19 protein-coding genes are annotated in these 17,650 nt (G+C 67.0%); 7 read left to right on the forward strand and 12 right to left on the reverse strand.

Features of this window, described 5'->3' with window-relative positions:
• Positions 1-7 precede the first annotated feature (7 nt).
• On the forward strand, positions 8-1,375 hold the full coding sequence (accC, locus tag SriyCCGPB3_RS19335; RefSeq protein WP_049446715.1) for an acetyl-CoA carboxylase biotin carboxylase subunit: 1,368 nt from the start codon (positions 8-10) through the stop codon (positions 1,373-1,375).
• A gap of 96 nt (positions 1,376-1,471) precedes the next feature.
• Here the strand turns inward: accC and SriyCCGPB3_RS19340 are convergent, their stop codons facing one another.
• Together SriyCCGPB3_RS19340 and SriyCCGPB3_RS19345 are read right to left on the reverse strand one after the other, a co-directional pair.
• Positions 1,472-1,846 (reverse strand): hypothetical protein, encoded by a 375-nt coding sequence (locus SriyCCGPB3_RS19340; protein WP_010481078.1) that lies wholly within the window; start codon positions 1,844-1,846, stop codon positions 1,472-1,474.
• A complete protein-coding gene (locus SriyCCGPB3_RS19345; protein WP_110714389.1) occupies positions 1,843-2,808 on the reverse strand; it encodes a hypothetical protein in 966 nt (321 codons plus the stop codon). Before SriyCCGPB3_RS19345 ends, SriyCCGPB3_RS19340 begins: the two co-directional genes overlap by 4 nt.
• Before the next feature lie 164 nt (positions 2,809-2,972).
• On the opposite strand from SriyCCGPB3_RS19345, the gene prmA reads away from it, so the two are divergent.
• The 3 genes from prmA to fis all read left to right on the forward strand — a co-directional run bounded on the left by prmA (position 2,973) and on the right by fis (position 5,096).
• A complete protein-coding gene (gene prmA / locus SriyCCGPB3_RS19350) occupies positions 2,973-3,893 on the forward strand; it encodes a 50S ribosomal protein L11 methyltransferase (RefSeq protein ID WP_110713929.1) in 921 nt (306 codons plus the stop codon).
• Positions 3,894-3,935: 42 nt separating this feature from the next.
• Positions 3,936-4,706 (forward strand): DUF3426 domain-containing protein, encoded by a 771-nt coding sequence (locus tag SriyCCGPB3_RS19355; protein WP_350259636.1) that lies wholly within the window; start codon positions 3,936-3,938, stop codon positions 4,704-4,706.
• A gap of 114 nt (positions 4,707-4,820) precedes the next feature.
• Positions 4,821-5,096 carry a DNA-binding transcriptional regulator Fis gene (fis, locus tag SriyCCGPB3_RS19360; protein ID WP_005419706.1) on the forward strand — a complete coding sequence of 92 codons (276 nt, stop codon included), beginning with the start codon at positions 4,821-4,823 and terminating at the stop codon, positions 5,094-5,096.
• A gap of 128 nt (positions 5,097-5,224) precedes the next feature.
• Here fis and SriyCCGPB3_RS19365 read toward each other — a convergent pair whose 3' ends face one another.
• The 7 genes from SriyCCGPB3_RS19365 to SriyCCGPB3_RS19395 are packed head-to-tail and all read right to left on the reverse strand — an operon-like array spanning position 5,225 to position 11,695.
• A complete protein-coding gene (locus SriyCCGPB3_RS19365; protein ID WP_110713931.1) occupies positions 5,225-6,220 on the reverse strand; it encodes a phosphatidate cytidylyltransferase in 996 nt (331 codons plus the stop codon).
• Positions 6,217-6,846, reverse strand: coding sequence for a lysophospholipid acyltransferase family protein (locus SriyCCGPB3_RS19370; protein ID WP_014038692.1), 630 nt, complete (start codon positions 6,844-6,846; stop codon positions 6,217-6,219). The genes SriyCCGPB3_RS19365 and SriyCCGPB3_RS19370 overlap by 4 nt, the downstream gene beginning before the upstream one ends.
• A 13-nt stretch (positions 6,847-6,859) precedes the next feature.
• Complete coding sequence (locus SriyCCGPB3_RS19375; protein ID WP_110713932.1) at positions 6,860-7,297, reverse strand: hypothetical protein; 438 nt, start codon at positions 7,295-7,297, stop codon at positions 6,860-6,862.
• The gene (locus SriyCCGPB3_RS19380) at positions 7,294-8,598 is read right to left on the reverse strand and encodes a phosphatase PAP2/dual specificity phosphatase family protein (RefSeq protein WP_180854028.1); all 1,305 of its coding nucleotides are present in this window, start codon (positions 8,596-8,598) and stop codon (positions 7,294-7,296) included. Before SriyCCGPB3_RS19380 ends, SriyCCGPB3_RS19375 begins: the two co-directional genes overlap by 4 nt.
• Before the next feature lie 23 nt (positions 8,599-8,621).
• Entirely contained in the window at positions 8,622-10,373 is a 1,752-nt protein-coding gene (locus SriyCCGPB3_RS19385) for a bifunctional alpha/beta hydrolase/class I SAM-dependent methyltransferase (RefSeq protein WP_248858372.1), read from the reverse strand.
• A 34-nt stretch (positions 10,374-10,407) separates the two neighbouring features.
• A complete protein-coding gene (locus tag SriyCCGPB3_RS19390) occupies positions 10,408-11,025 on the reverse strand; it encodes a CDP-alcohol phosphatidyltransferase family protein (RefSeq protein ID WP_350259637.1) in 618 nt (205 codons plus the stop codon).
• Positions 11,026-11,071: 46 nt separating this feature from the next.
• Positions 11,072-11,695, reverse strand: a complete 624-nt coding sequence (locus SriyCCGPB3_RS19395) for a hypothetical protein (protein WP_110713935.1) — start codon at positions 11,693-11,695, stop codon at positions 11,072-11,074.
• A gap of 185 nt (positions 11,696-11,880) precedes the next feature.
• Here SriyCCGPB3_RS19395 and purH point away from each other — a divergent pair, with 185 nt between their 5' ends.
• From purH to purD, 3 genes are read left to right on the forward strand one after another with little or no spacing between them, the layout of a single operon-like run.
• Positions 11,881-13,464, forward strand: coding sequence for a bifunctional phosphoribosylaminoimidazolecarboxamide formyltransferase/IMP cyclohydrolase (purH, locus tag SriyCCGPB3_RS19400; protein WP_032129548.1), 1,584 nt, complete (start codon positions 11,881-11,883; stop codon positions 13,462-13,464).
• A 16-nt stretch (positions 13,465-13,480) separates the two neighbouring features.
• Complete coding sequence (locus SriyCCGPB3_RS19405) at positions 13,481-14,350, forward strand: hypothetical protein (protein WP_153854664.1); 870 nt, start codon at positions 13,481-13,483, stop codon at positions 14,348-14,350.
• A gap of 58 nt (positions 14,351-14,408) precedes the next feature.
• Complete coding sequence (gene purD, locus SriyCCGPB3_RS19410) at positions 14,409-15,692, forward strand: phosphoribosylamine--glycine ligase (protein ID WP_153854665.1); 1,284 nt, start codon at positions 14,409-14,411, stop codon at positions 15,690-15,692.
• A gap of 123 nt (positions 15,693-15,815) precedes the next feature.
• Here purD and SriyCCGPB3_RS19415 read toward each other — a convergent pair whose 3' ends face one another.
• From SriyCCGPB3_RS19415 to rpoH, 3 genes are all read right to left on the reverse strand, one after another.
• Positions 15,816-16,148, reverse strand: coding sequence for a helix-turn-helix domain-containing protein (locus SriyCCGPB3_RS19415; RefSeq protein WP_014038700.1), 333 nt, complete (start codon positions 16,146-16,148; stop codon positions 15,816-15,818).
• Complete coding sequence (locus tag SriyCCGPB3_RS19420; RefSeq protein WP_239496504.1) at positions 16,132-16,476, reverse strand: type II toxin-antitoxin system RelE/ParE family toxin; 345 nt, start codon at positions 16,474-16,476, stop codon at positions 16,132-16,134. Before SriyCCGPB3_RS19420 ends, SriyCCGPB3_RS19415 begins: the two co-directional genes overlap by 17 nt.
• A gap of 215 nt (positions 16,477-16,691) precedes the next feature.
• The gene (gene rpoH, locus SriyCCGPB3_RS19425) at positions 16,692-17,567 is read right to left on the reverse strand and encodes an RNA polymerase sigma factor RpoH (protein WP_006473441.1); all 876 of its coding nucleotides are present in this window, start codon (positions 17,565-17,567) and stop codon (positions 16,692-16,694) included.
• Positions 17,568-17,650: the final 83 nt, after the last annotated feature.

Genomic DNA, 17,650 nt, shown 5'->3' on the forward strand with positions numbered 1-17,650 from the left:
GCACGCCATGCTCGACAAAGTCGTCATTGCCAACCGAGGGGAGATCGCGCTGCGCATCCTGCGCGCGTGCCACACCCTCGGCATCCGCACGGTGGCCGTGCACTCCACGGTCGACCGCAACCTCAAGCACGTGGCCATGGCCGACGAGTCGGTCTGCATCGGCCCGGCACCGTCGCCGCAGAGCTACCTCAACATTCCGGCACTGATCGCCGCCGCTGAAGTCACTGACGCCCAGGCCATCCACCCGGGCTACGGCTTCCTGTCGGAGAACGCCGACTTCGCCGAACGCGTGGAGGAATCCGGCTTCATCTTCATCGGCCCCAAGGCCGACACCATCCGCATGATGGGCGACAAGGTCGAAGCCATCCGCGCGATGAAGTCCGCCGGCGTGCCGTGCGTACCCGGTTCGGGCGGCCCGCTGGGCGAAGACATCGTCGCCAACACCAAGATCGCCCGTGAGATCGGCTACCCGGTCATCATCAAGGCGGCCGGTGGTGGCGGTGGCCGTGGCATGCGCGTGGTGCACGCCGAAGCCTCGCTGAAGACCTCGATCGAAACCACCAAGAGCGAGGCCAAGGCCGCGTTCGGCAATGGCGAGGTCTACATGGAGAAGTTCCTGGAAAATCCGCGCCACGTGGAGATCCAGGTGCTGGCCGACGGCCAGGGCAACGCCATCCATCTGGGTGAGCGCGACTGCTCGATGCAGCGCCGCCACCAGAAGGTGGTGGAAGAAGCACCGGCACCGGGCATCACCGCCGAACAGCGCGAGCAGATCGGCAAGGTGTGCGTGGAAGCCTGCATCCGCATCGGCTACCGCGGCGCCGGCACGTTCGAGTTCCTCTACGAGGACGGCCGCTTCTACTTCATCGAAATGAACACCCGCATCCAGGTGGAGCACCCGGTCACCGAAATGGTCACCGGCATCGACCTGGTGGCCGAGCAGCTGAAGATCGCCGCCGGCCAGAAGCTGTCGATCAAGCAGAGCGACGTGGTGCTGAACGGTCATGCGATCGAGTGCCGCATCAACGCCGAGGACGCTGAAACCTTCGTGCCGAGCCCGGGCACCATCACCGGCTTCCATCCGCCGGGTGGCCCCGGCGTGCGCGTGGATACCCACATCTACAGTGGCTACCGCGTGCCGTCGAACTACGACTCGATGATCGGCAAGCTGATCGTGCACGGCCCGGACCGCGAAACCGCCATCGCCCGCATGCAGGTGGCGCTGAGCGAAATGGTGGTTGATGGCATCAAGACCAACGTCGCACTGCAGCAGCGGATCATGCGCGACAAGGGCTTCCAGGCCGGTGGCCAGAACATCCACTACCTGGAAAAGCGCCTTGCCGAGCGCAAGAACAAGCCGATCGCGTTGACCTGATCGGCAGCAGGTGCTGGACATGAAAAGGGCGGGGAAATCCCCGCCCTTTTCTGTTGCTGTAGCGCCGAGCGTGGGCTCGGCTCTATGGCAGGCGCTTCAGCGCTTGTCGGCAGCTTCGGCCGGAATCTGCGAGTTCGCCAACGGACGCACGCCATTGGGCGAGGTCGGATCGACGATCACCATGGTCTCGGTCGAACCATCGGGCCACACCACCTGGAAAGTGCTGCCGGCGGGCAACGAGGCGAACGGCATGCCACTCTGCGCGCGATAGACCGCGGCGACCTGGCTGGCACCCGCGCGGCGCACGTCTTCCTGCGCCTTCACCGTGGTCAGTTCCACTTTCGACAGATGCCGGTAACGATCTTCGTAGGTATCGATCATCAACAGCCCGACCGCACCGGCCGAGTAAGCCACGAACAGCGCCACCCAGAACCAGAACTTGGCCCCATGCAGGAATCGACGGTAATTCATTGCCCGTCCCTCTTTCCAACCAATCGCTTGATCCACTGCTTCATCTTCCCCGCACCTTGCCGCGAAACCGCAGCGTCATACACAAAATCCCGGAAATCCTGCGTCCCATCCTGCGAACAGATCCCTCCATTCGCACAAAAACTGTTGACCAGCACACTGTCGGCCCCACACGGTAGACCGAGTTCGCAGGCCGCAAGCCGCCATGCCAGTTCACTGAGCTGCTCGCCGGCCACCAGCCCATCGAGTGCGCGGTCCCCCGCCGCGCGCGCGCCCATGCCCGGCGCGATCGCCATGAAGGCTTCCGGATCACGCGAAGTGCGCACCCGCTCGACCAGGTCACGGCGGTACTCGGGGCTGTCCTGCAGCGGCTCGCCTTCGGCGAACAAGGATGCTTCCGCGGCCAGGTTGCCCTGCGCGGCCGCCGTGCGACGTTCAGCCAGCACCAGGGCCGACCCCAGCTTGTCGCCCGGCACGAAACCACCGCAGCGCTGTGCCACGCGCTCACGCGCCTGCACCATCGCCGGTGCGGCGGTCAGGCCCAACCCGGCCAGCACGTTGTTGTCCAAGCGGTAGCCACCGGGATCGATGGCGTACTGCGCGCAGTAGTCATAGACCCGGCTCAGCATCCAGCGCGCCTCGTGGTTGCCGTCGTCGGCCTGCACGCGCAGGCGCTGCGCATAGGCGTAGAGATCGGTGGCATCCTCGATGTCGGCGCGCAGGTCCAGCGGCAGGCCCGAAGGCAGCGCATTGCCGCGCTCGAACGCCGCCAGGCGACGCGCCAGCGCTTCCGGTATCACCGGCAACGGCGGGTTGCTGTCACCGGCAGCCAGTGCCGTCGACAGTTCCGGCGAAGGCACAGTGACCGCCCCGGCATGCCCGCTGGCCCGATACCCGGCCACGCCCAGCACGGCCACCGCCGGCAGCACGAGCAACCAGGTTTTCAGGGTCGGAGCCAAGGCCATCGGCAACAGTGAGCGTTCACGGCGCACAGGAAAGCACGGAGTTTAGCAAGGCCCGGCAGACCTGTCTGAACTGGCCCCGTTCATCCCCGGGCAGCATCTCAGGCAATACGGAGACGCCCCGATGGTCTAGCATGGCCCCCTTTCCCGTGATTGCCCCCACCGCCATGCCGTTCCTGGAACTGACCCTGCGTTGCACCGAAGCCACCCAGCCCCGCTATGAAAATGCGCTGGAGGACGTCGGCGCACTGGCCGTCACCCTGCTCGATGCCGAAGCCGATACCAGCAACGAACAGGCCATCCTCGAGCCGGGTGTGGGCGAGACCCCGCTGTGGGACACCCTGGTGCTGAGCGCGCTGTTCCCCGCCGACAGCAACGCCCTGTTGCTGCTTGCCGCGCTGGAAGCCTTCGATCCGGAACTGGACTGGAGCAACGGCAGCTTCCGCGCCGTAGAGGACGAAGACTGGGAGCGCGCGTGGCTGGACCAGTTCCAGCCGATGGATTTCGGCAGCCGCACCTGGATCGTGCCGTGGAACCATGAACTGCCGGAAGCTGCACAGGCCGCCGATGCTGCCGTGGTGCGGCTGGACCCGGGCCTGGCCTTCGGTTCGGGCACCCACCCGACCACGGCCCTGTGCCTGCGCTGGCTCGACCAGTTGGCCGTCGACGGCGTGCTGCAGGGCCAGCGCGTGCTCGACTTCGGTTGCGGTTCGGGCATCCTCGCGCTGGCCGCGCTGAAGCTGGGTGCCGCTGAAGCCATCGGCGTGGACAACGATCCGCAGGCTCTGGTCGCCACCGCCGACAACGCCGAGCGCAACGGCGAGCAGGCGCGCATGCATGTGTACCTGCCGCAGGACGAACCCGTCGCGACCTACCCGATCGTGGTCGCCAACATCCTCGCCTCGGCGCTGGATGCGCTGGCCGAACTGCTGGCCGCGCGCGTCGCTGCCGGTGGCCGCATCGCTCTGTCGGGCATCCTGCATGGCCAGGAAGGCGAGCTGCTGCAGCGCTACGCCGCGTGGTTCGACGACCTGCAGGCCACCCAGGATGGCGACTGGATGCGCATCACCGGCGTGCGCCGCGCCTGATCGTGGTTGAATGACCGCTGGATCCGAGCCCGCACCCTGAGCATGTCCGAGCCGAACCCACCGCGCCGTCCCCTGGCCACCTTCCTGCGCACGACGCCGGAGGGTGAGGCTGCGCCTGCGACCGATGCGCGCACGCAGCACGACGTTGAGCAAACAGCGCCTGCAATGCAGGCGCCGACCGAGCCCGTTGATCTGGCACATGCGCCGACGGCGGAGATGCGACACGACGATGACATGGTCATCGTTGATGACTCCTCGGCCATCGAACCGGCACCGGTCGTACTACCGGCAACGACGGTTGCCACCGATGCACCCAGTTTCCTCGGCAACCCGCGCCCACGTGCCCTGCCAACGCCGCGCTGGCACTGGGTGCTGGTCGCCGCGCTGGCGCTGCTGCTGGTCCTGCAGAGCGTGCTGGCCGACCGCACGCGGCTGGCCGCCGACGCCGGCAACCGCGCATGGCTGGGCACGCTGTGCGGCGTCCTGCGCTGCAGCCTGCCCGCTTGGCACGAGCCCACTGCATTCACCATGACCAGCCGCGAGATCCGCCCCCTGCCGGGCCAGGCCGGCGTGCTGCAGGTGCAGGCCAGCATCCGCAACGATGCGCGCTGGGCACAGGCATGGCCAGACCTGCGGTTGTCATTGTCCGATGCCGATGGCCGGGTGATCGGCAGTGGCGTGTTCACGCCCGCGCAGTACCTGGGGGAGAACCCCGGGGCGGCCCTGCTGGAACCGGGACAGAGCGCCCGCGTCGCCTTCCGCGTACAGGAGCCCGCCGCATCCACCGTCGCATTCACCTTCGACTTCCTATGACCGCAAGTGGCCGCCCGGTCATGGCAGGCCGGGCACGCTCGCGCTAGACTGACCGCCACCACCTCATCCGGCCGCGCGCTTCGCGCGCACGGGCCAACCGAATCGGGAACCCCCTTGAACGCTGTCCTTTCTCGTCCTGACAACAGTCGTGGCGCTCCCCGGCCACCGCTGCGTGAACATGTCGCCCAGTCCGTGCGCCGTTACCTGCGTGACCTTGATGGCTGCGACGCGGACGATGTCTACGAGATCGTGCTGCGCGAGATGGAAATCCCGTTGTTCGTGGAAGTGCTCAACCATTGCGAAGGCAACCAGAGCCGTGCCGCCGCGATGCTGGGCATCCACCGCGCCACCCTGCGCAAGAAGCTGAAGGAATACGGCATCAGCGCCTGAGCGCGCGCGTGGGTAGTGCCGGCCGCCGGCCGGCAACCCCATGAACGATGGCAGGATGTTGCAGTTGCCGGCCAGCGGCCGGCACAACCCGTAGTTCCACGCCATGCGTGGATGAAGCCCCCGCGGAATCAGCCGCCGCCGCCCGCCTTCCAGTAGTACCGCACCACGTGGAAGAACACCGGCGCAGCAAAGCACACCGAGTCCAGCCGGTCGAGCATGCCGCCATGGCCCTCGATCATGTGGCCCCAGTCCTTGATGCCGCGATCGCGCTTGATTGCCGACATCACCAGGCCGCCCCAGAACCCCATCAGGTTGATCAGCAGCGACAGGCCGAACGCCTGCAACGGCGTGAACGGGGTGATCCACCACAGCGCCGCACCCAGCGCACTGGCGCTCAACACACCGCCCACGAAGCCCTCCACCGTCTTCGACGGCGACAGCTTGGGCGCGATCAGATGCCTGCCCAGCAACTTGCCCCAGATGTACTGCAGCACGTCCGAGGACTGCACCACGATCACCAGGAAAGCGAACAGCAGCACGTTGCGCGACGGATCATGCCCGGGCACATGCAGGTTCAACAGCAGCGGCACGTGCGAGATGCAGAACACGCAGATCATCAATCCCCACTGCACCTTCGCGGTCCGCTCCAGGTAGTGGGTGGTGTCACCGCCGATGGTCGACAGGATCGGCAGGAACAGGAACGCATAGACCGGGATCAGCAGCGTGTACATGCCGTACCAGTCGATCCACACCAGGTAGTACTGCCAAGGCAGCACGATGTAGAACGCGGCCAGCAGCGCGTAGTAGTCGCCTGAACGGGTCGGCGCCAGGGTGATGAACTCGCGCAGCGCGAACAGCGAGATGATCGCGAACAGCACGATCACCCCGGCACGGCCGAAGAACAGCGCCAGCCCGACCACGATCGCCATCACCCACCACGCGCGGATGCGCGAGACCAGGTTGGCGATGACCGCGCTGGGCTGCCCGCGCTGACGCCAGCGCAGGGTCTCGGCCACCAGCGTGGCCAGTACCAGCACCGCACCCACGCCAGCGAACAGCAGGCCGGTCTGCTGGCCCACGCTGCGCGCGGCCAGGTCACCGGACACCTCCATCAGATAACTCATGCGCGCCCTCCATTCGGCGCCAGGTCCAGCAGCGCCTGCCGGCTGCGGGCCAGGAACGCGGCCTTGTCTTCATCGGCCTGCAGCCGCAGCGGCGTGCCGAAGGTGGCCGTGCACAGCAGCGGCAGCGGCAGGAACCGGCCCTTCGGCATCACCCGCTTCAGGTTGTCGATCCACACCGGCACGAACTCCAGCTCCGGCCGTTGCCGCGCCAGATGGTAGATACCACTCTTGAACGGCAGCAGCGGCTCATCGCCGACATTGCGGGTGCCTTCTGGGAACAGGATCAGCGAGCAGTCTTCGTCCACCGCATCGCGCAGTACCTGCAGTGGATCCTGCTGGCGATGGCCGGCCTCGCGCTCGACCAGCACACCGTTGAACACCGCATCGATCAGGTAGCGGCGCAGGCCGTCGCGCTGCCAGTACTCGGCTGCGGCAACCGGGCGCACCTGGCGCCGCAGTGCCGGTGGCATCGACGACCAGATCAGCACGAAGTCACCATGGCTGGCATGGTTGCCGTAGTACACGCGACGCTCGCTGGACGGCGCGCAGCCGATCCACAGCGCGCGCGCACCGGTCACTACGTGGATCGCGCCACTGCAGGCGCGGGCAATCAGTTCGGCGAACATCGGTTCCTCCCGTTCACGTCTGCGGCCACACCACGGCCAGCACCAGCAGCACTACCTGTACACCTGTCAGCAGGTACTGCCGCAGCAGCAGGCGGCGCATGCCGGCCCAGCGCAGGTCCCAACCGCGCAGCGGCGCATCGGGCGGTGCGCGGCGCAGACCGCTGTCGTGCAGCAGCTGGTCGGTGCGGCGCGCGGCAGCCTCCCCTTCCAGGCCTTCATCACGCAGCAGCTGCAGCAGGCTCGCGTCCAGTCCAACCCGCCACGCGTGATACGCCTGCACCAGCCCTGCCCCAGCGCTGGCCAGCAGCAGGCCGGCGGCAATCATCGCCAGGCCCGGCTCGGTGCCGAGCAGCAGCAGCGCCACCAGCAGCAGGCCCAGCGACAGGCCGGCCGGCCAACGGCCCTGCCGCAGCAGCAGCTGCATGGTCGCCAGGTCGGGAACCGTACTCATGCGCGCGCGCCTGCTGCAGCAGTGATGGCATGCAGATGCGCGACGCCCAGCACGACGCCGGGACGCGCAGCACGCACGATCGCCACCGCACCATCGGCGTCGGCGGCGCGACCACTGCGCAGCAGCCAGGTCGCTACGCTGGCGGCGCTGCGCGAATAGCCCAGCGCGCAGCACACCAGCAGCGGTCCGTGCGCGCGCAGCCGCTCGATGACCTCTGCAGCCTCGAGCAATTGCTCCGGCGCAGGCGCCACCAGGTCCAGCATCGGCACGCTGGCGTACGCCGCGGCCGGTGCACCACAGGACAGCTCGGCACAGGCATCGACCACGCCCACCAAGGGTGCCGGCAATGCAGCGCAGGGAATACGCCCCAGCCACACACCGTCCATCACCGGCACCGGCTGCGGTGCGCGGCGCGTCCACAACCGTGAATTGATCCAGGCCGCACCCAGGTACGGCGCCAGCAGCCAGCGTGACGCCATGGTCAGGCGTCCGTCGGCGCGCTTCTGGAACACCGCCGTACCCAGCCCGGCATAGGCCAGCGCCACCAGCAGCAGCGATACCACCGGCCACAGCAGCCACAACGCCACACCCCGCAGCAGGATCACTGGCACCAGCAGCAGCGCCGCCCCGAGCAGGTACAGCCCCGCCAGGCGCCAGCGCTTGGCATCCCGCGTCGTGCGCCACGCACGCAACGGTGGTGTGCCCTGCTCGGGCCACAGCCAGACGCACAGCCAGCCGGCCAGCAGGCCGGTCGGGATGTCGATGAAATGATGCTGGAACGTGGTCAGCACCGAAACGCCGATCAGCAGCGCCCACACATGCAGCACCCAGCGCCACACCCCGTGCAGGTACTGCGCGAACTTCACCCACAGCACGATGAGCAGCACGATGTGCAGCGATGGCGCCTGGTTGAACGGCTTGTCGAAGCCCAGCAACACATCGAACAGCCAACCGAACACGCCGCCGATCTCCGGCCGCTCGAAGCTGAAGCGCAACGGCCACAGCAGGAAGCAGGTCACTGCGATCAGCTGTGCACTGAACAGGCGCAGCGCGTGCCGGTCCAGTTCCAGCCGACGCCGGCACAGGAAGAACGAGATCGCGTAGAACAGATCGATCGACCAGTACGGCACGATCGTCCACGGCACGAACGGAATCTGCGTTTCCCATCCGAAGGCCATCACCGGCAGTTCGGCATGGCGGCCCGCCATCCAGTTGGCGAAGCCATAGCTGGCGAAGAAGAACGGGCCCAGCAGGGCCAGCCACAGCAGGGCGCGCCGCCAGGGGCGCCCCTCCGCGGCCAGAGGGGTGGCGGCGAGCGTCGCCATCACGCGGTCCGGCGTGCCAGCGACACGGTGAAAATGCCGAAGTCGTCGATACGCTGCGCCACCTTCTCGAACCCGGCCAGGCGCACCAGCTCGTCCATTTCCTGCTGGGTACGGCGGCGCATCACCCACGCTGCGCCACCACGATGGCTGGTCAGTGCGCGTGCGATGAACTCCAGCTGCGGGTGCCAGGGCTGGCCGGTATAGGCCAGGTAGCCGCCCACCGGCACCGTCGCGGCAATACCCTGCAGCGAGCGCAGCACTGCATCGTTGTCGGGGAACAGTTCGTACAGGCCCGATACCACGGCCAGCGTCGGTGCGGGTTCCACCTTGGCCAGCTGCGCCGGATCGAACGCGTCGCCCTGTTCGAAGCGGGCAATAGCGGCCGCCCCCAGGCGCTCAATCAACGCTTGGCCCTGGGCCACGTTCAGATCGCTGAAATCACGCAGCACGATGCGATCGGCGCGCTGTTCGCCCTGCCCCAGCGCTTCCAGCACGTAGCGACCATGGCCAGCAGCTACGTCCAGCACGTGCACCGGCGTGCCCTGCCCACGCAGGCGCTGGGCAGCGTCGCGCAGCAGTTCCTGCAGGTGCTGGCCACGCACGCGGATGCCACGCCAGCCGATCGCATCCAGATAGTTGCGGTCGACCATGCGACCCAGCGGGCCCTTGCCACGCGCTTCGTCGCGATAGATGTAGTCCAGCGTGCTGCCGGAATCGAAACCGGTCTGCAGGCCCAGCGCGATGCCTTCGGACAACGTTCCGCCAAAACGCAGGCCGCCACGTACCACGCGCCAGCGCAGGTCGGCCAGGCTGTTGCGCTCCGGTGGCCAGGCCAGGATCTCCGATTCCTCGAAGGTCGGCCCGTGGCGGTGCGCGTCGCGCCGTGACAGCTCGCGCAGCGGCTCGGCAAAACGCGCCTGGATGAAGCTGCGGATGCGCGCCAGTGCTGGTGCACGATCGCGCTCGCCCAGCGTGTCGTGGAAGAAGCCCGGCAGATGCACGCGCTCCTTGATCGGGCTGGACAGGCGCTCGTAGAAGCGGTCCTGCGGGCCACGGTGCACGACGAAATCCGAGCCGGACACCAGCAGCTGCACCGGTACGCTGATCGCCTGCGCATCGGCCACGATGCGGTCGGCCGCCTCGTACAGGCCCAGCAGCACGCGCACCGAGATCGGCCGGGTGATCAGCGGGTCGGTGCGGTAGCTCTCCACCCGCGCCGGGTCATGGGTCAGCCACTGCGGCTTGACGTAGCTGTTGACGAAGAAATTGCCACGCAGCTTCTGCATCAAGGCCAGGCCCGGCCGCGCGAACGGCACGTACAGCTTCACCTTGAACGCCGGCGAAGCCATCACCAGCGCGCGCAGGCGTGGTGCGTAGTCGTGCACCCAGGTCGCGGCGACCACCGCCCCCACGCTCTGTGCGATCACCACGATGTCCTGCACCGCGATGCCGTGCTCGGCGCCGATATGGGCGATGAAGCTGTCCAGATCGCGCACCAGCGCCGGGAAGCCTGGTGCATCGCCACGCGCACCCGGCGAACGGCCATTGCCGCGCGCATCCCAGGCGAAGAAGGCGGTGTCGGGCAGGTCCAGCTCATCGACCAGGTGGGTGACACGCCCGGAGTGCTCGTGGCCGCGGTGCAGCAGCACGATGGCCTTGGTGGCCGGCGTTGCGGTGGTGCCCGCCCAGTACCGGTAGAACAGCGGTACCTGGTCGAAGCTGTGGAATTCCCGTTCCTGCGCCTGACGCATGCAATCTCCTGATTGTCTTTTTGTATCTGCTTGATTAATTCGGCGAAACCGCCGCTTCCCGCAGTCCGCGACGGACGCGGTTGATCATGGTCAGCATGCACAGCGCCGCCATGGCCGCGGCCACGCCAGTGACCGTCATTGCGCCACCCCACTCAAGCGCCAGCAGCAGGCCCAGCGCACCGATCACGAACGCGCGGTCGCTCTTGCCCATCGGGCCGTCGTAGCGGCGGCTGGCACCGACCATCAGCCCCAGCACCCCGGCGTACTCGCTCAGCGCCGCCGTCCAGGCCAGCAGCCACAGCGTTTCCGGGCGTACCCCAGGCACGCTGAGCAGGCTCAGGTACAGCGCCGCATCGGCAATCACATCGCACAACTCGTTCAGATAGGCGCCCAGCCGCGACTGCTGGCCGAACTCGCGGGCCAGCATGCCATCCACCGCGTTGAGCGCCATGCGCAGCAGCATCCACAGCGGCAGCAGCAGGTACAGCAGGGGCTGGGCCGGCGCGCAGCACCACACGGCAACGGCCACCAGCAGCGAAACCACGGCGGCGGCCACGGTCACCGCGTTGGCGGTGATCCCCATACGGTGCAGGCCGCGTACGGCCGGACGCAACAGGTCCTGGAAACGTCCTTTCAGTGCATAGATCGACACGATCTGTATCCGCTGGTCCTTGGCAGTGCGGCCACAGCCTACCCCATCAAATACGGGTACCGGCAAGTTCCGCCGGGCCCAGCCAGTCCTGCCATGGCAGCTGCGGATCGATATGGCGGCGCAACCAGACCGCGTCATGGCTGCGCTGCATGGCATTGCGCACCGCCTGCACGGCCCGCTCCCGCGCCCCAGCATCGGCGAACCCCGCCTGCAGCGCCAGCAGCCGGTACACACCGCCGGGCGAGCGCTGGAAGTGGATGATGCCGCCGGCGGGCAGCACGATGGCGCCCTCATCCAGGCCATCGGCGTACAGATACAGCTCGAACGGGTCCAGCCAGTACTGCGCATGCATCACCTGCAGCAGTTCGGCCACGCTCGGTGCGCGCCGGTAGGGCGCGATGGCATCGCCATACCAGCACTTGTCGTCGTCCAGGTAGACCTTGAACTCCAGCCGCCGCCAGCGCCGGCGTTCACGGCGCTGCACGTCCCAGGACAGGATCTCGGCCTGCTCACCCCAGCGCTCGGCGGCTTCAGCCTGCAGCGTCGGTACATCGGCCGAGGCGCACCAGGCCGCGGCCTGGCCACAACGCGCGTGGCGCACATAGCGGGCCAGGAACAGCAGCGCCCCTTCGGCATCGAGGGCGGCCTGCAGGCGCTTGGCGACGGTCATGGGGCGGCATCCTGCACACGGGGGACAGGCGGCACCGTGCCGTGCCCGGCGATGGCTGACAAGCCCGCCAATCGTGCCCATCACGGTCAAGCCGGCCTTGAACGCGGCGAATCTGCTCCTGCGGCACCCGCCACCGGCCCCCACCGCCTACAATATCGGCCCCGCTCCGCTGCCGATTCTGTCCCATGACTGCCGATCTGTTGCCCGTCCGCCGGGCCCTCCTCTCCGTTTCCGACAAGACCGGCCTGGTCGAGCTGGCCACTGCGCTGGCCGCACGTGGCGTGGAACTGCTGTCCACCGGCGGCACCGCAAAAGCCATTCGCGACATGGGCCTGGCCGTGAAGGACGTCGCCGACGTCACCGGTTTCCCGGAGATGATGGACGGCCGGGTCAAGACCCTGCACCCGATGGTGCACGGCGGCCTGCTGGGCCGTTCCGGCCTGGATGATGCGGTGATGGCCGAGCACGGCATCGGCGCCATCGACCTGCTGGTGCTGAACCTGTACCCGTTCGAATCGGTCACCGCCAAGGCCGACTGCACCCTCGCCGACGCGGTCGAGAACATCGACATTGGCGGCCCGGCGATGCTGCGTTCGGCAGCCAAGAACTTCGCCCGCGTGGCGGTGGCCACCGACCCGTCGCAGTACGCCGAGCTGCTGGCCTCGCTGGACGCCAACGACGGCCAGCTGTCGGCCGCCACCCGCTTCGCGTTCTCGGTGGCCGCGTTCAACCGCGTCGCCCAGTACGATGCCGCGATCAGCAACTACCTGTCGGCGGTCACCGCCACCGACGCCGCCGTACCGGCACGTGCCGAGTACCCGGCGCAGATGAACTCCACCTTCGTGAAGGTGATGGACCTGCGCTACGGCGAGAACCCGCACCAGAGCGGCGCGTTCTACCGCGACCTGTATCCGGTGCCGGGCACGCTGGCCACCTTCCAGCAGCTGCAGGGCAAGGAACTGAGCTACAACAACCTGGCCGATGCCGACGCGGCGTGGGAATGCGTGCGCCAGTTCGATGCGCCGGCCTGCGTCATCGTCAAGCACGCCAACCCGTGCGGCGTGGCGGTCGGTGCCGGCAATGGCGATGCCTACGAGCTGGCCTACGCCACCGACCCGACCAGCGCCTTCGGCGGCATCATTGCCTTCAACAAACCGCTGGACGCCGCCACCGCCAAGGTGATCCTGGACCGCCAGTTCGTCGAAGTGCTGATTGCCCCGGACTACGAGCCGGCCGCGCTGGAATACGCACAGAAGAAGGCCAACGTGCGCGTGCTGCGCATCCCGCACGGCGATGGCCTGAACAACTTCGACAGCAAGCGCGTCGGCTCGGGCCTGCTGCTGCAGTCCTCGGACAACCGCGGCATGACCCGCGACGAACTGAAGGTGGTCAGCAAGCTGGCGCCGACCGACAAGCAGTTCACCGACCTGCTGTTCGCCTGGAAGGTGGCCAAGTTCGTGAAGTCCAACGCGATCGTCTATGCCAAGGACAACCGCACCATTGGTGTCGGCGCCGGCCAGATGAGCCGCGTGTACTCGGCCCGCATCGCCGGCATCAAGGCCGCCGATGCGAACCTGGTGGTCGAGGGCTCGGTGATGGCCTCCGATGCGTTCTTCCCGTTCCGCGACGGCATCGATGCCGCTGCCGCCGCCGGCATCAAGGCGGTCATCCAGCCGGGCGGTTCGATGCGCGATGCCGAAGTGATCGCCGCCGCCGATGAACATGGCCTGGCCATGGTGTTCACCGGCGTGCGCCACTTCCGCCATTGATCCTGGAGCGACACGGATGTCCACAGTTTCAATGAAATCGCTGGCCGCCCTCGCCCTCGCGGGTGCGGCCATACTGGCGGGCTGCAAGCCTGCCGGCGAGCCCAGCGTGGCGCCGAAGGTGGATGCGCCTGCAGTGGCCCCCGCCTCACCGGCGCAGCATGTCAGCCGCACCGCACGACTGCAGGCGTTCCTGGTCCAGCGCTACGGCAGCAACGCCACGCTCTCCGCTGAATGGCGCGGCAGCTGGACCGACGATGGCGATACCCATGCGGTGGACTGGCAGGTCTGCGCGGAACAACCGGTGGTGAGCGGGGACAGCTGGCAGCAGTTGTTGGCCGTGTGCGGTGCGCTGGTCGATGGCGCGCACATCGACCCGGGAACCATCGAGTTCTTTGTGCTGCGCCCCAAGGGCGATGGCTTCGAGGTGACCAGCGAACTGACCGGCGAGCGCTTCGGTAGCGGCGGCCAGCCCGGCACCGCCAGCATCATCCGCGCCGGCAGTGACTTCTATGGTTTCCGCGTCGAGGACGGCTGGTTCGGGCAGGGCTTCTCGCTGCTCTCGCAGTCGCTGATCCTGCCGGGCCCGAACGGCCTGGTGGCCAGTGGCAGCGTGCGCAGCCATATCGACAATGACGCCCAGTACGAGTGCGACGCCAGCACCGACCCCGACACGGCCAACGACTGCCGCACCCGCCGTTTCAGCATCGATTTCGCACTGCGTTTCGACGACAGCGACCGCAGCGCGCGGGTCTGGCCGCTGCTGATCGAAGAAACCGGAACCACCTGTGGCGGCAAGCAGGTCCGGCAGCAGCACCGCTTCACCCTGGACCCGAAGACCTGGGCCTATTCCTTCCCCGAATCGCTGCGACGCGAAGGCTGCGAGTGAAGCACGCGCGCCGCCGGGGATATCGATCTTCCCTTCCCACGCAATCTGGAATCTCGTGATGAACGTACTTGTCATCGGCTCTGGCGGCCGCGAACACGCCCTGGCATGGAAGCTGGCCCAGTCCTCCCGTGTCACCGAAGTGATCGTGGCGCCCGGCAACGCCGGCACCGCCAGCGAAGACAAGTGCCGCAACGTGGCGGTCAAGGTTGCCGATATCGACGGCCTGCTGGCGCTGGCACAGGCCGAAGGCGTGGCGCTGACCGTGGTCGGCCCGGAAGTACCGCTGGTGGCCGGCGTGGTCGACCGCTTCCGCGCCGCCGGCCTGCGCATCTTCGGGCCGACCGCCGCTGCCGCGCAGCTGGAAGGCAGCAAGGCCTACGCCAAGGACTTCCTGGCCCGCCACAACATCCCCACCGCGTTCTACGCCGTGCACACCGACGTGGACGCCGCCCTGGCCTACATCCGCGAGAAGGGCGCACCGATCGTGGTCAAGGCCGATGGCCTGGCCGCCGGCAAGGGCGTGATCGTCGCAATGACCCTGGCCGAAGCCGAAGACGCGGTGCGTGACATGCTCTCCGGCAACGCGTTCGGCGATGCCGGTGCACGTGTGGTGATCGAGGAATTCCTCGACGGCGAGGAAGCCAGCTTCATTTCGATGGTGGACGGCGTGCATGCGCTGCCGATGGCCACCTCGCAGGACCACAAGCGCGTCGGCGACGGCGATACCGGCCCGAACACCGGCGGCATGGGCGCCTATTCGCCGGCCCCGGTGGTGACGCCGGAGGTGCATGCCCGCGTGATGCGCGAGGTGGTGAACCCGACCGTGCAGGGCATGATCGCCGACGGCATCCCGTTCACCGGCTTCCTCTACGCCGGCCTGATGATCGATGCCAGCGGCGCGCCGAAGGTGATCGAATTCAACGTGCGCTTCGGCGATCCGGAAACCCAGCCGGTGATGCTGCGCCTGCAGTCGGACCTGGTGGAGCTGGTGGAAGCCGCCATCGACGGCCGCCTGGACCAGGTGGAAGCGCACTGGGATGCACGCCCGTCGCTGGGCGTGGTGCTGGCCGCCAGGCCGTACCCGGAATCGCCGATCACCGGCGACGTGATTTCCGGCCTGGACGACGTGCCGGCCAGTGCCAAGGTGTTCCATGCCGGCACCACGCTGGACGCACAGGGCCAGGTGGTCAGTGCCGGCGGCCGCGTGCTGTGCGTGGCGGCGCTGGGCGACAGCGTGCGCGACGCGCAGGCCAATGCCTATGCCGGCGTGGCCAAGGTCAGCTGGGCCAACGAATTCCACCGCAACGACATCGGCTGGCGCGCGATCGCACGCGAAGGCTGAGGCCCACGCGATAGCAGAGCAGCCACGCATGGCGTGGCTCTACTGGAATCAGCAGTAGATCCACGCCGTGCGTGGATTGAACACCTCGGAAAAGCAAAGGCCCGGCAGAACCGGGCCTTTGCTTTACAGGACTGCTTCGAGTCCCTTCCGATCAATCAGGTTCAGCAACTTCAGTGATGGTCCGCTGGGCTTCTTCTCGCCCTGTTCCCAGCTGCGTACGGTGGAAACGCTGGTATTGAGAACTCCAGCAAAGACCGGCTGACTGAGCTGTAATGACGCACGCAGGGCACGGATCTGGGCACTGCTGTATTCAGGGACCGGCTCAAGGCAAAGCGCTTCGTAGCTGCTCAACCGACGCTTATCGATGAAGCCATGTGCGTGCAGACTCACAGCCGCATCATGCACCGCCTCAAGAAGCGCACTTTTCGCGCGCCGTCGCTCAGGGGTCTTCGTCATGGCTGATCTCCTGTAGATCCCCGTACTGCACGGCACGATTCAGCTGCGCCGTACTCATTTTCAAGAACTCCGATGCGTACAGCTGCAGCGCATCGCGTTCCGCATTCGTGATTGCAGCACGTTCATTCTTCTCGTAGCCGAAAAGGAAGAACCAATGCCCGCCTCGCTGTGTGGCGACGATGGTTCGGACGCTCCCACGCTTTCCTCGCCCCGGCAAGGCAACGCGCTTCTTGAAGATTCCGCCGCCAAGATCAGCATCCACCAGACCCCCTTCCATTTCACGTACCGACCGGTACAGCGCAGCGTCGGACAGGGTGGTCCTGCGCATGCTGCGATTGAAACTTCGTGTGCGGAAGACGCGTGGCATGATCATACCGTGCCACTGCGTGGTACGGCGTGAACATCAGCATCCAGCACATGATCCGGTCGGCGCAATCACCGCTTTGGCGTCAGACTAGAGCCACGCCATGCGTGGATGAGAACGCCACCAAAAAGAAAAAGCCCGGCATTGCCGGGCCTTTCTTCAATCCAGCGCCACCCCGCTTACGCGGTGAACAGCGCCTTCATCTTCTTCAGCGCATTCGCTTCAACCTGGCGGATGCGCTCGGCCGACACGCCGTATTCGTCAGCCAGTTCCTGCAGCGTCACCTTGCTGTCCGCATCCAGCCAGCGACGGCGGATGATGTCGCGCGAGCGGGCGTCCAGCTCGGCCAGGCCTTCGCGCAGCAGCTGCATCTGGTTGTCTTCGCTGTCAGCACGTTCGTAGGCCATCGACGGGTCTTCGTCGTTGGCGACCAGGAACGCGGCCGGCGACGGCGGCGCGTGCTCGTTGTCCTCATCGGTCGGCGCATCGAAACCGATATCGCGACCTGACAGGCGCGACTCCATTTCCATGACCTCGCGCTCGGACACGTTCAGGTCCTTGGCCACCGCGCTCACTTCAGCCGCGTTCATCCAGCCCAGGCGCGTCTTCGACTTGCGCAGGTTGAAGAACAGCTTGCGCTGCGCCTTGGTGGTGGCGACCTTCACGATGCGCCAGTTCTTCAGGATGAACTCGTGCATCTCGGCACGGATCCAGTGCACGGCGAAGGAGACCAGGCGCACGCCCATGTCCGGGTCGAAGCGCTTGACCGCCTTCATCAGGCCGATGTTGCCTTCCTGGATCAGGTCACCCAGGGCAAGGCCGTAGCCGTTGTAACCGCGGGCCACGTGCACCACGAAGCGCAGGTGCGAATGCACCAGCTCGCGGGCGGCGTCCAGATCGTTGCCGTCGCGGAAGCGACGGGCCAGGTCCTGTTCGTCATCGACCGACAGCACCGGAATCTGGTGCACGGCACCGATGTAGGCGTCCAGCGAACCGAGCGCACTGGGAATCGGGAGATTGTTTGCCACAAGGGCAGTAGAGGTGTTCTGGCTCATAGGCACCCATCTTAGCAGTCCGGCATTTGGACTGCTAAAGGAGGAAAAAGTTCCAGCATCCCATTGATGCAACACTGGTCCCA

It is taken from the genome of Stenotrophomonas riyadhensis, assembly GCF_040256885.1.
In the GTDB taxonomy this organism is placed as follows: Bacteria; Pseudomonadota; Gammaproteobacteria; order Xanthomonadales; family Xanthomonadaceae; genus Stenotrophomonas; species Stenotrophomonas riyadhensis.

What these genes read in the sequence shown, in the direction of transcription:
- accC (WP_049446715.1), top strand. Translation starts at nt 8, where the DNA reads ATGCTCGACAAAGTCGTCATTGCCAACCGAGGGGAGATCGCGCTGCGC.
- SriyCCGPB3_RS19340 (WP_010481078.1), bottom strand. Translation starts at nt 1,846, where the DNA reads ATGAATTACCGTCGATTCCTGCATGGGGCCAAGTTCTGGTTCTGGGTG.
- SriyCCGPB3_RS19345 (WP_110714389.1), bottom strand. Translation starts at nt 2,808, where the DNA reads ATGGCCTTGGCTCCGACCCTGAAAACCTGGTTGCTCGTGCTGCCGGCG.
- prmA (WP_110713929.1), top strand. Translation starts at nt 2,973, where the DNA reads ATGCCGTTCCTGGAACTGACCCTGCGTTGCACCGAAGCCACCCAGCCC.
- SriyCCGPB3_RS19355 (WP_350259636.1), top strand. Translation starts at nt 3,936, where the DNA reads ATGTCCGAGCCGAACCCACCGCGCCGTCCCCTGGCCACCTTCCTGCGC.
- SriyCCGPB3_RS19365 (WP_110713931.1), bottom strand. Translation starts at nt 6,220, where the DNA reads ATGAGTTATCTGATGGAGGTGTCCGGTGACCTGGCCGCGCGCAGCGTG.
- SriyCCGPB3_RS19370 (WP_014038692.1), bottom strand. Translation starts at nt 6,846, where the DNA reads ATGTTCGCCGAACTGATTGCCCGCGCCTGCAGTGGCGCGATCCACGTA.
- SriyCCGPB3_RS19375 (WP_110713932.1), bottom strand. Translation starts at nt 7,297, where the DNA reads ATGAGTACGGTTCCCGACCTGGCGACCATGCAGCTGCTGCTGCGGCAG.
- SriyCCGPB3_RS19385 (WP_248858372.1), bottom strand. Translation starts at nt 10,373, where the DNA reads ATGCGTCAGGCGCAGGAACGGGAATTCCACAGCTTCGACCAGGTACCG.
- SriyCCGPB3_RS19395 (WP_110713935.1), bottom strand. Translation starts at nt 11,695, where the DNA reads ATGACCGTCGCCAAGCGCCTGCAGGCCGCCCTCGATGCCGAAGGGGCG.
- purH (WP_032129548.1), top strand. Translation starts at nt 11,881, where the DNA reads ATGACTGCCGATCTGTTGCCCGTCCGCCGGGCCCTCCTCTCCGTTTCC.
- SriyCCGPB3_RS19405 (WP_153854664.1), top strand. Translation starts at nt 13,481, where the DNA reads ATGTCCACAGTTTCAATGAAATCGCTGGCCGCCCTCGCCCTCGCGGGT.
- purD (WP_153854665.1), top strand. Translation starts at nt 14,409, where the DNA reads ATGAACGTACTTGTCATCGGCTCTGGCGGCCGCGAACACGCCCTGGCA.
- SriyCCGPB3_RS19415 (WP_014038700.1), bottom strand. Translation starts at nt 16,148, where the DNA reads ATGACGAAGACCCCTGAGCGACGGCGCGCGAAAAGTGCGCTTCTTGAG.
- SriyCCGPB3_RS19420 (WP_239496504.1), bottom strand. Translation starts at nt 16,476, where the DNA reads ATGCGCAGGACCACCCTGTCCGACGCTGCGCTGTACCGGTCGGTACGT.
- rpoH (WP_006473441.1), bottom strand. Translation starts at nt 17,567, where the DNA reads ATGAGCCAGAACACCTCTACTGCCCTTGTGGCAAACAATCTCCCGATT.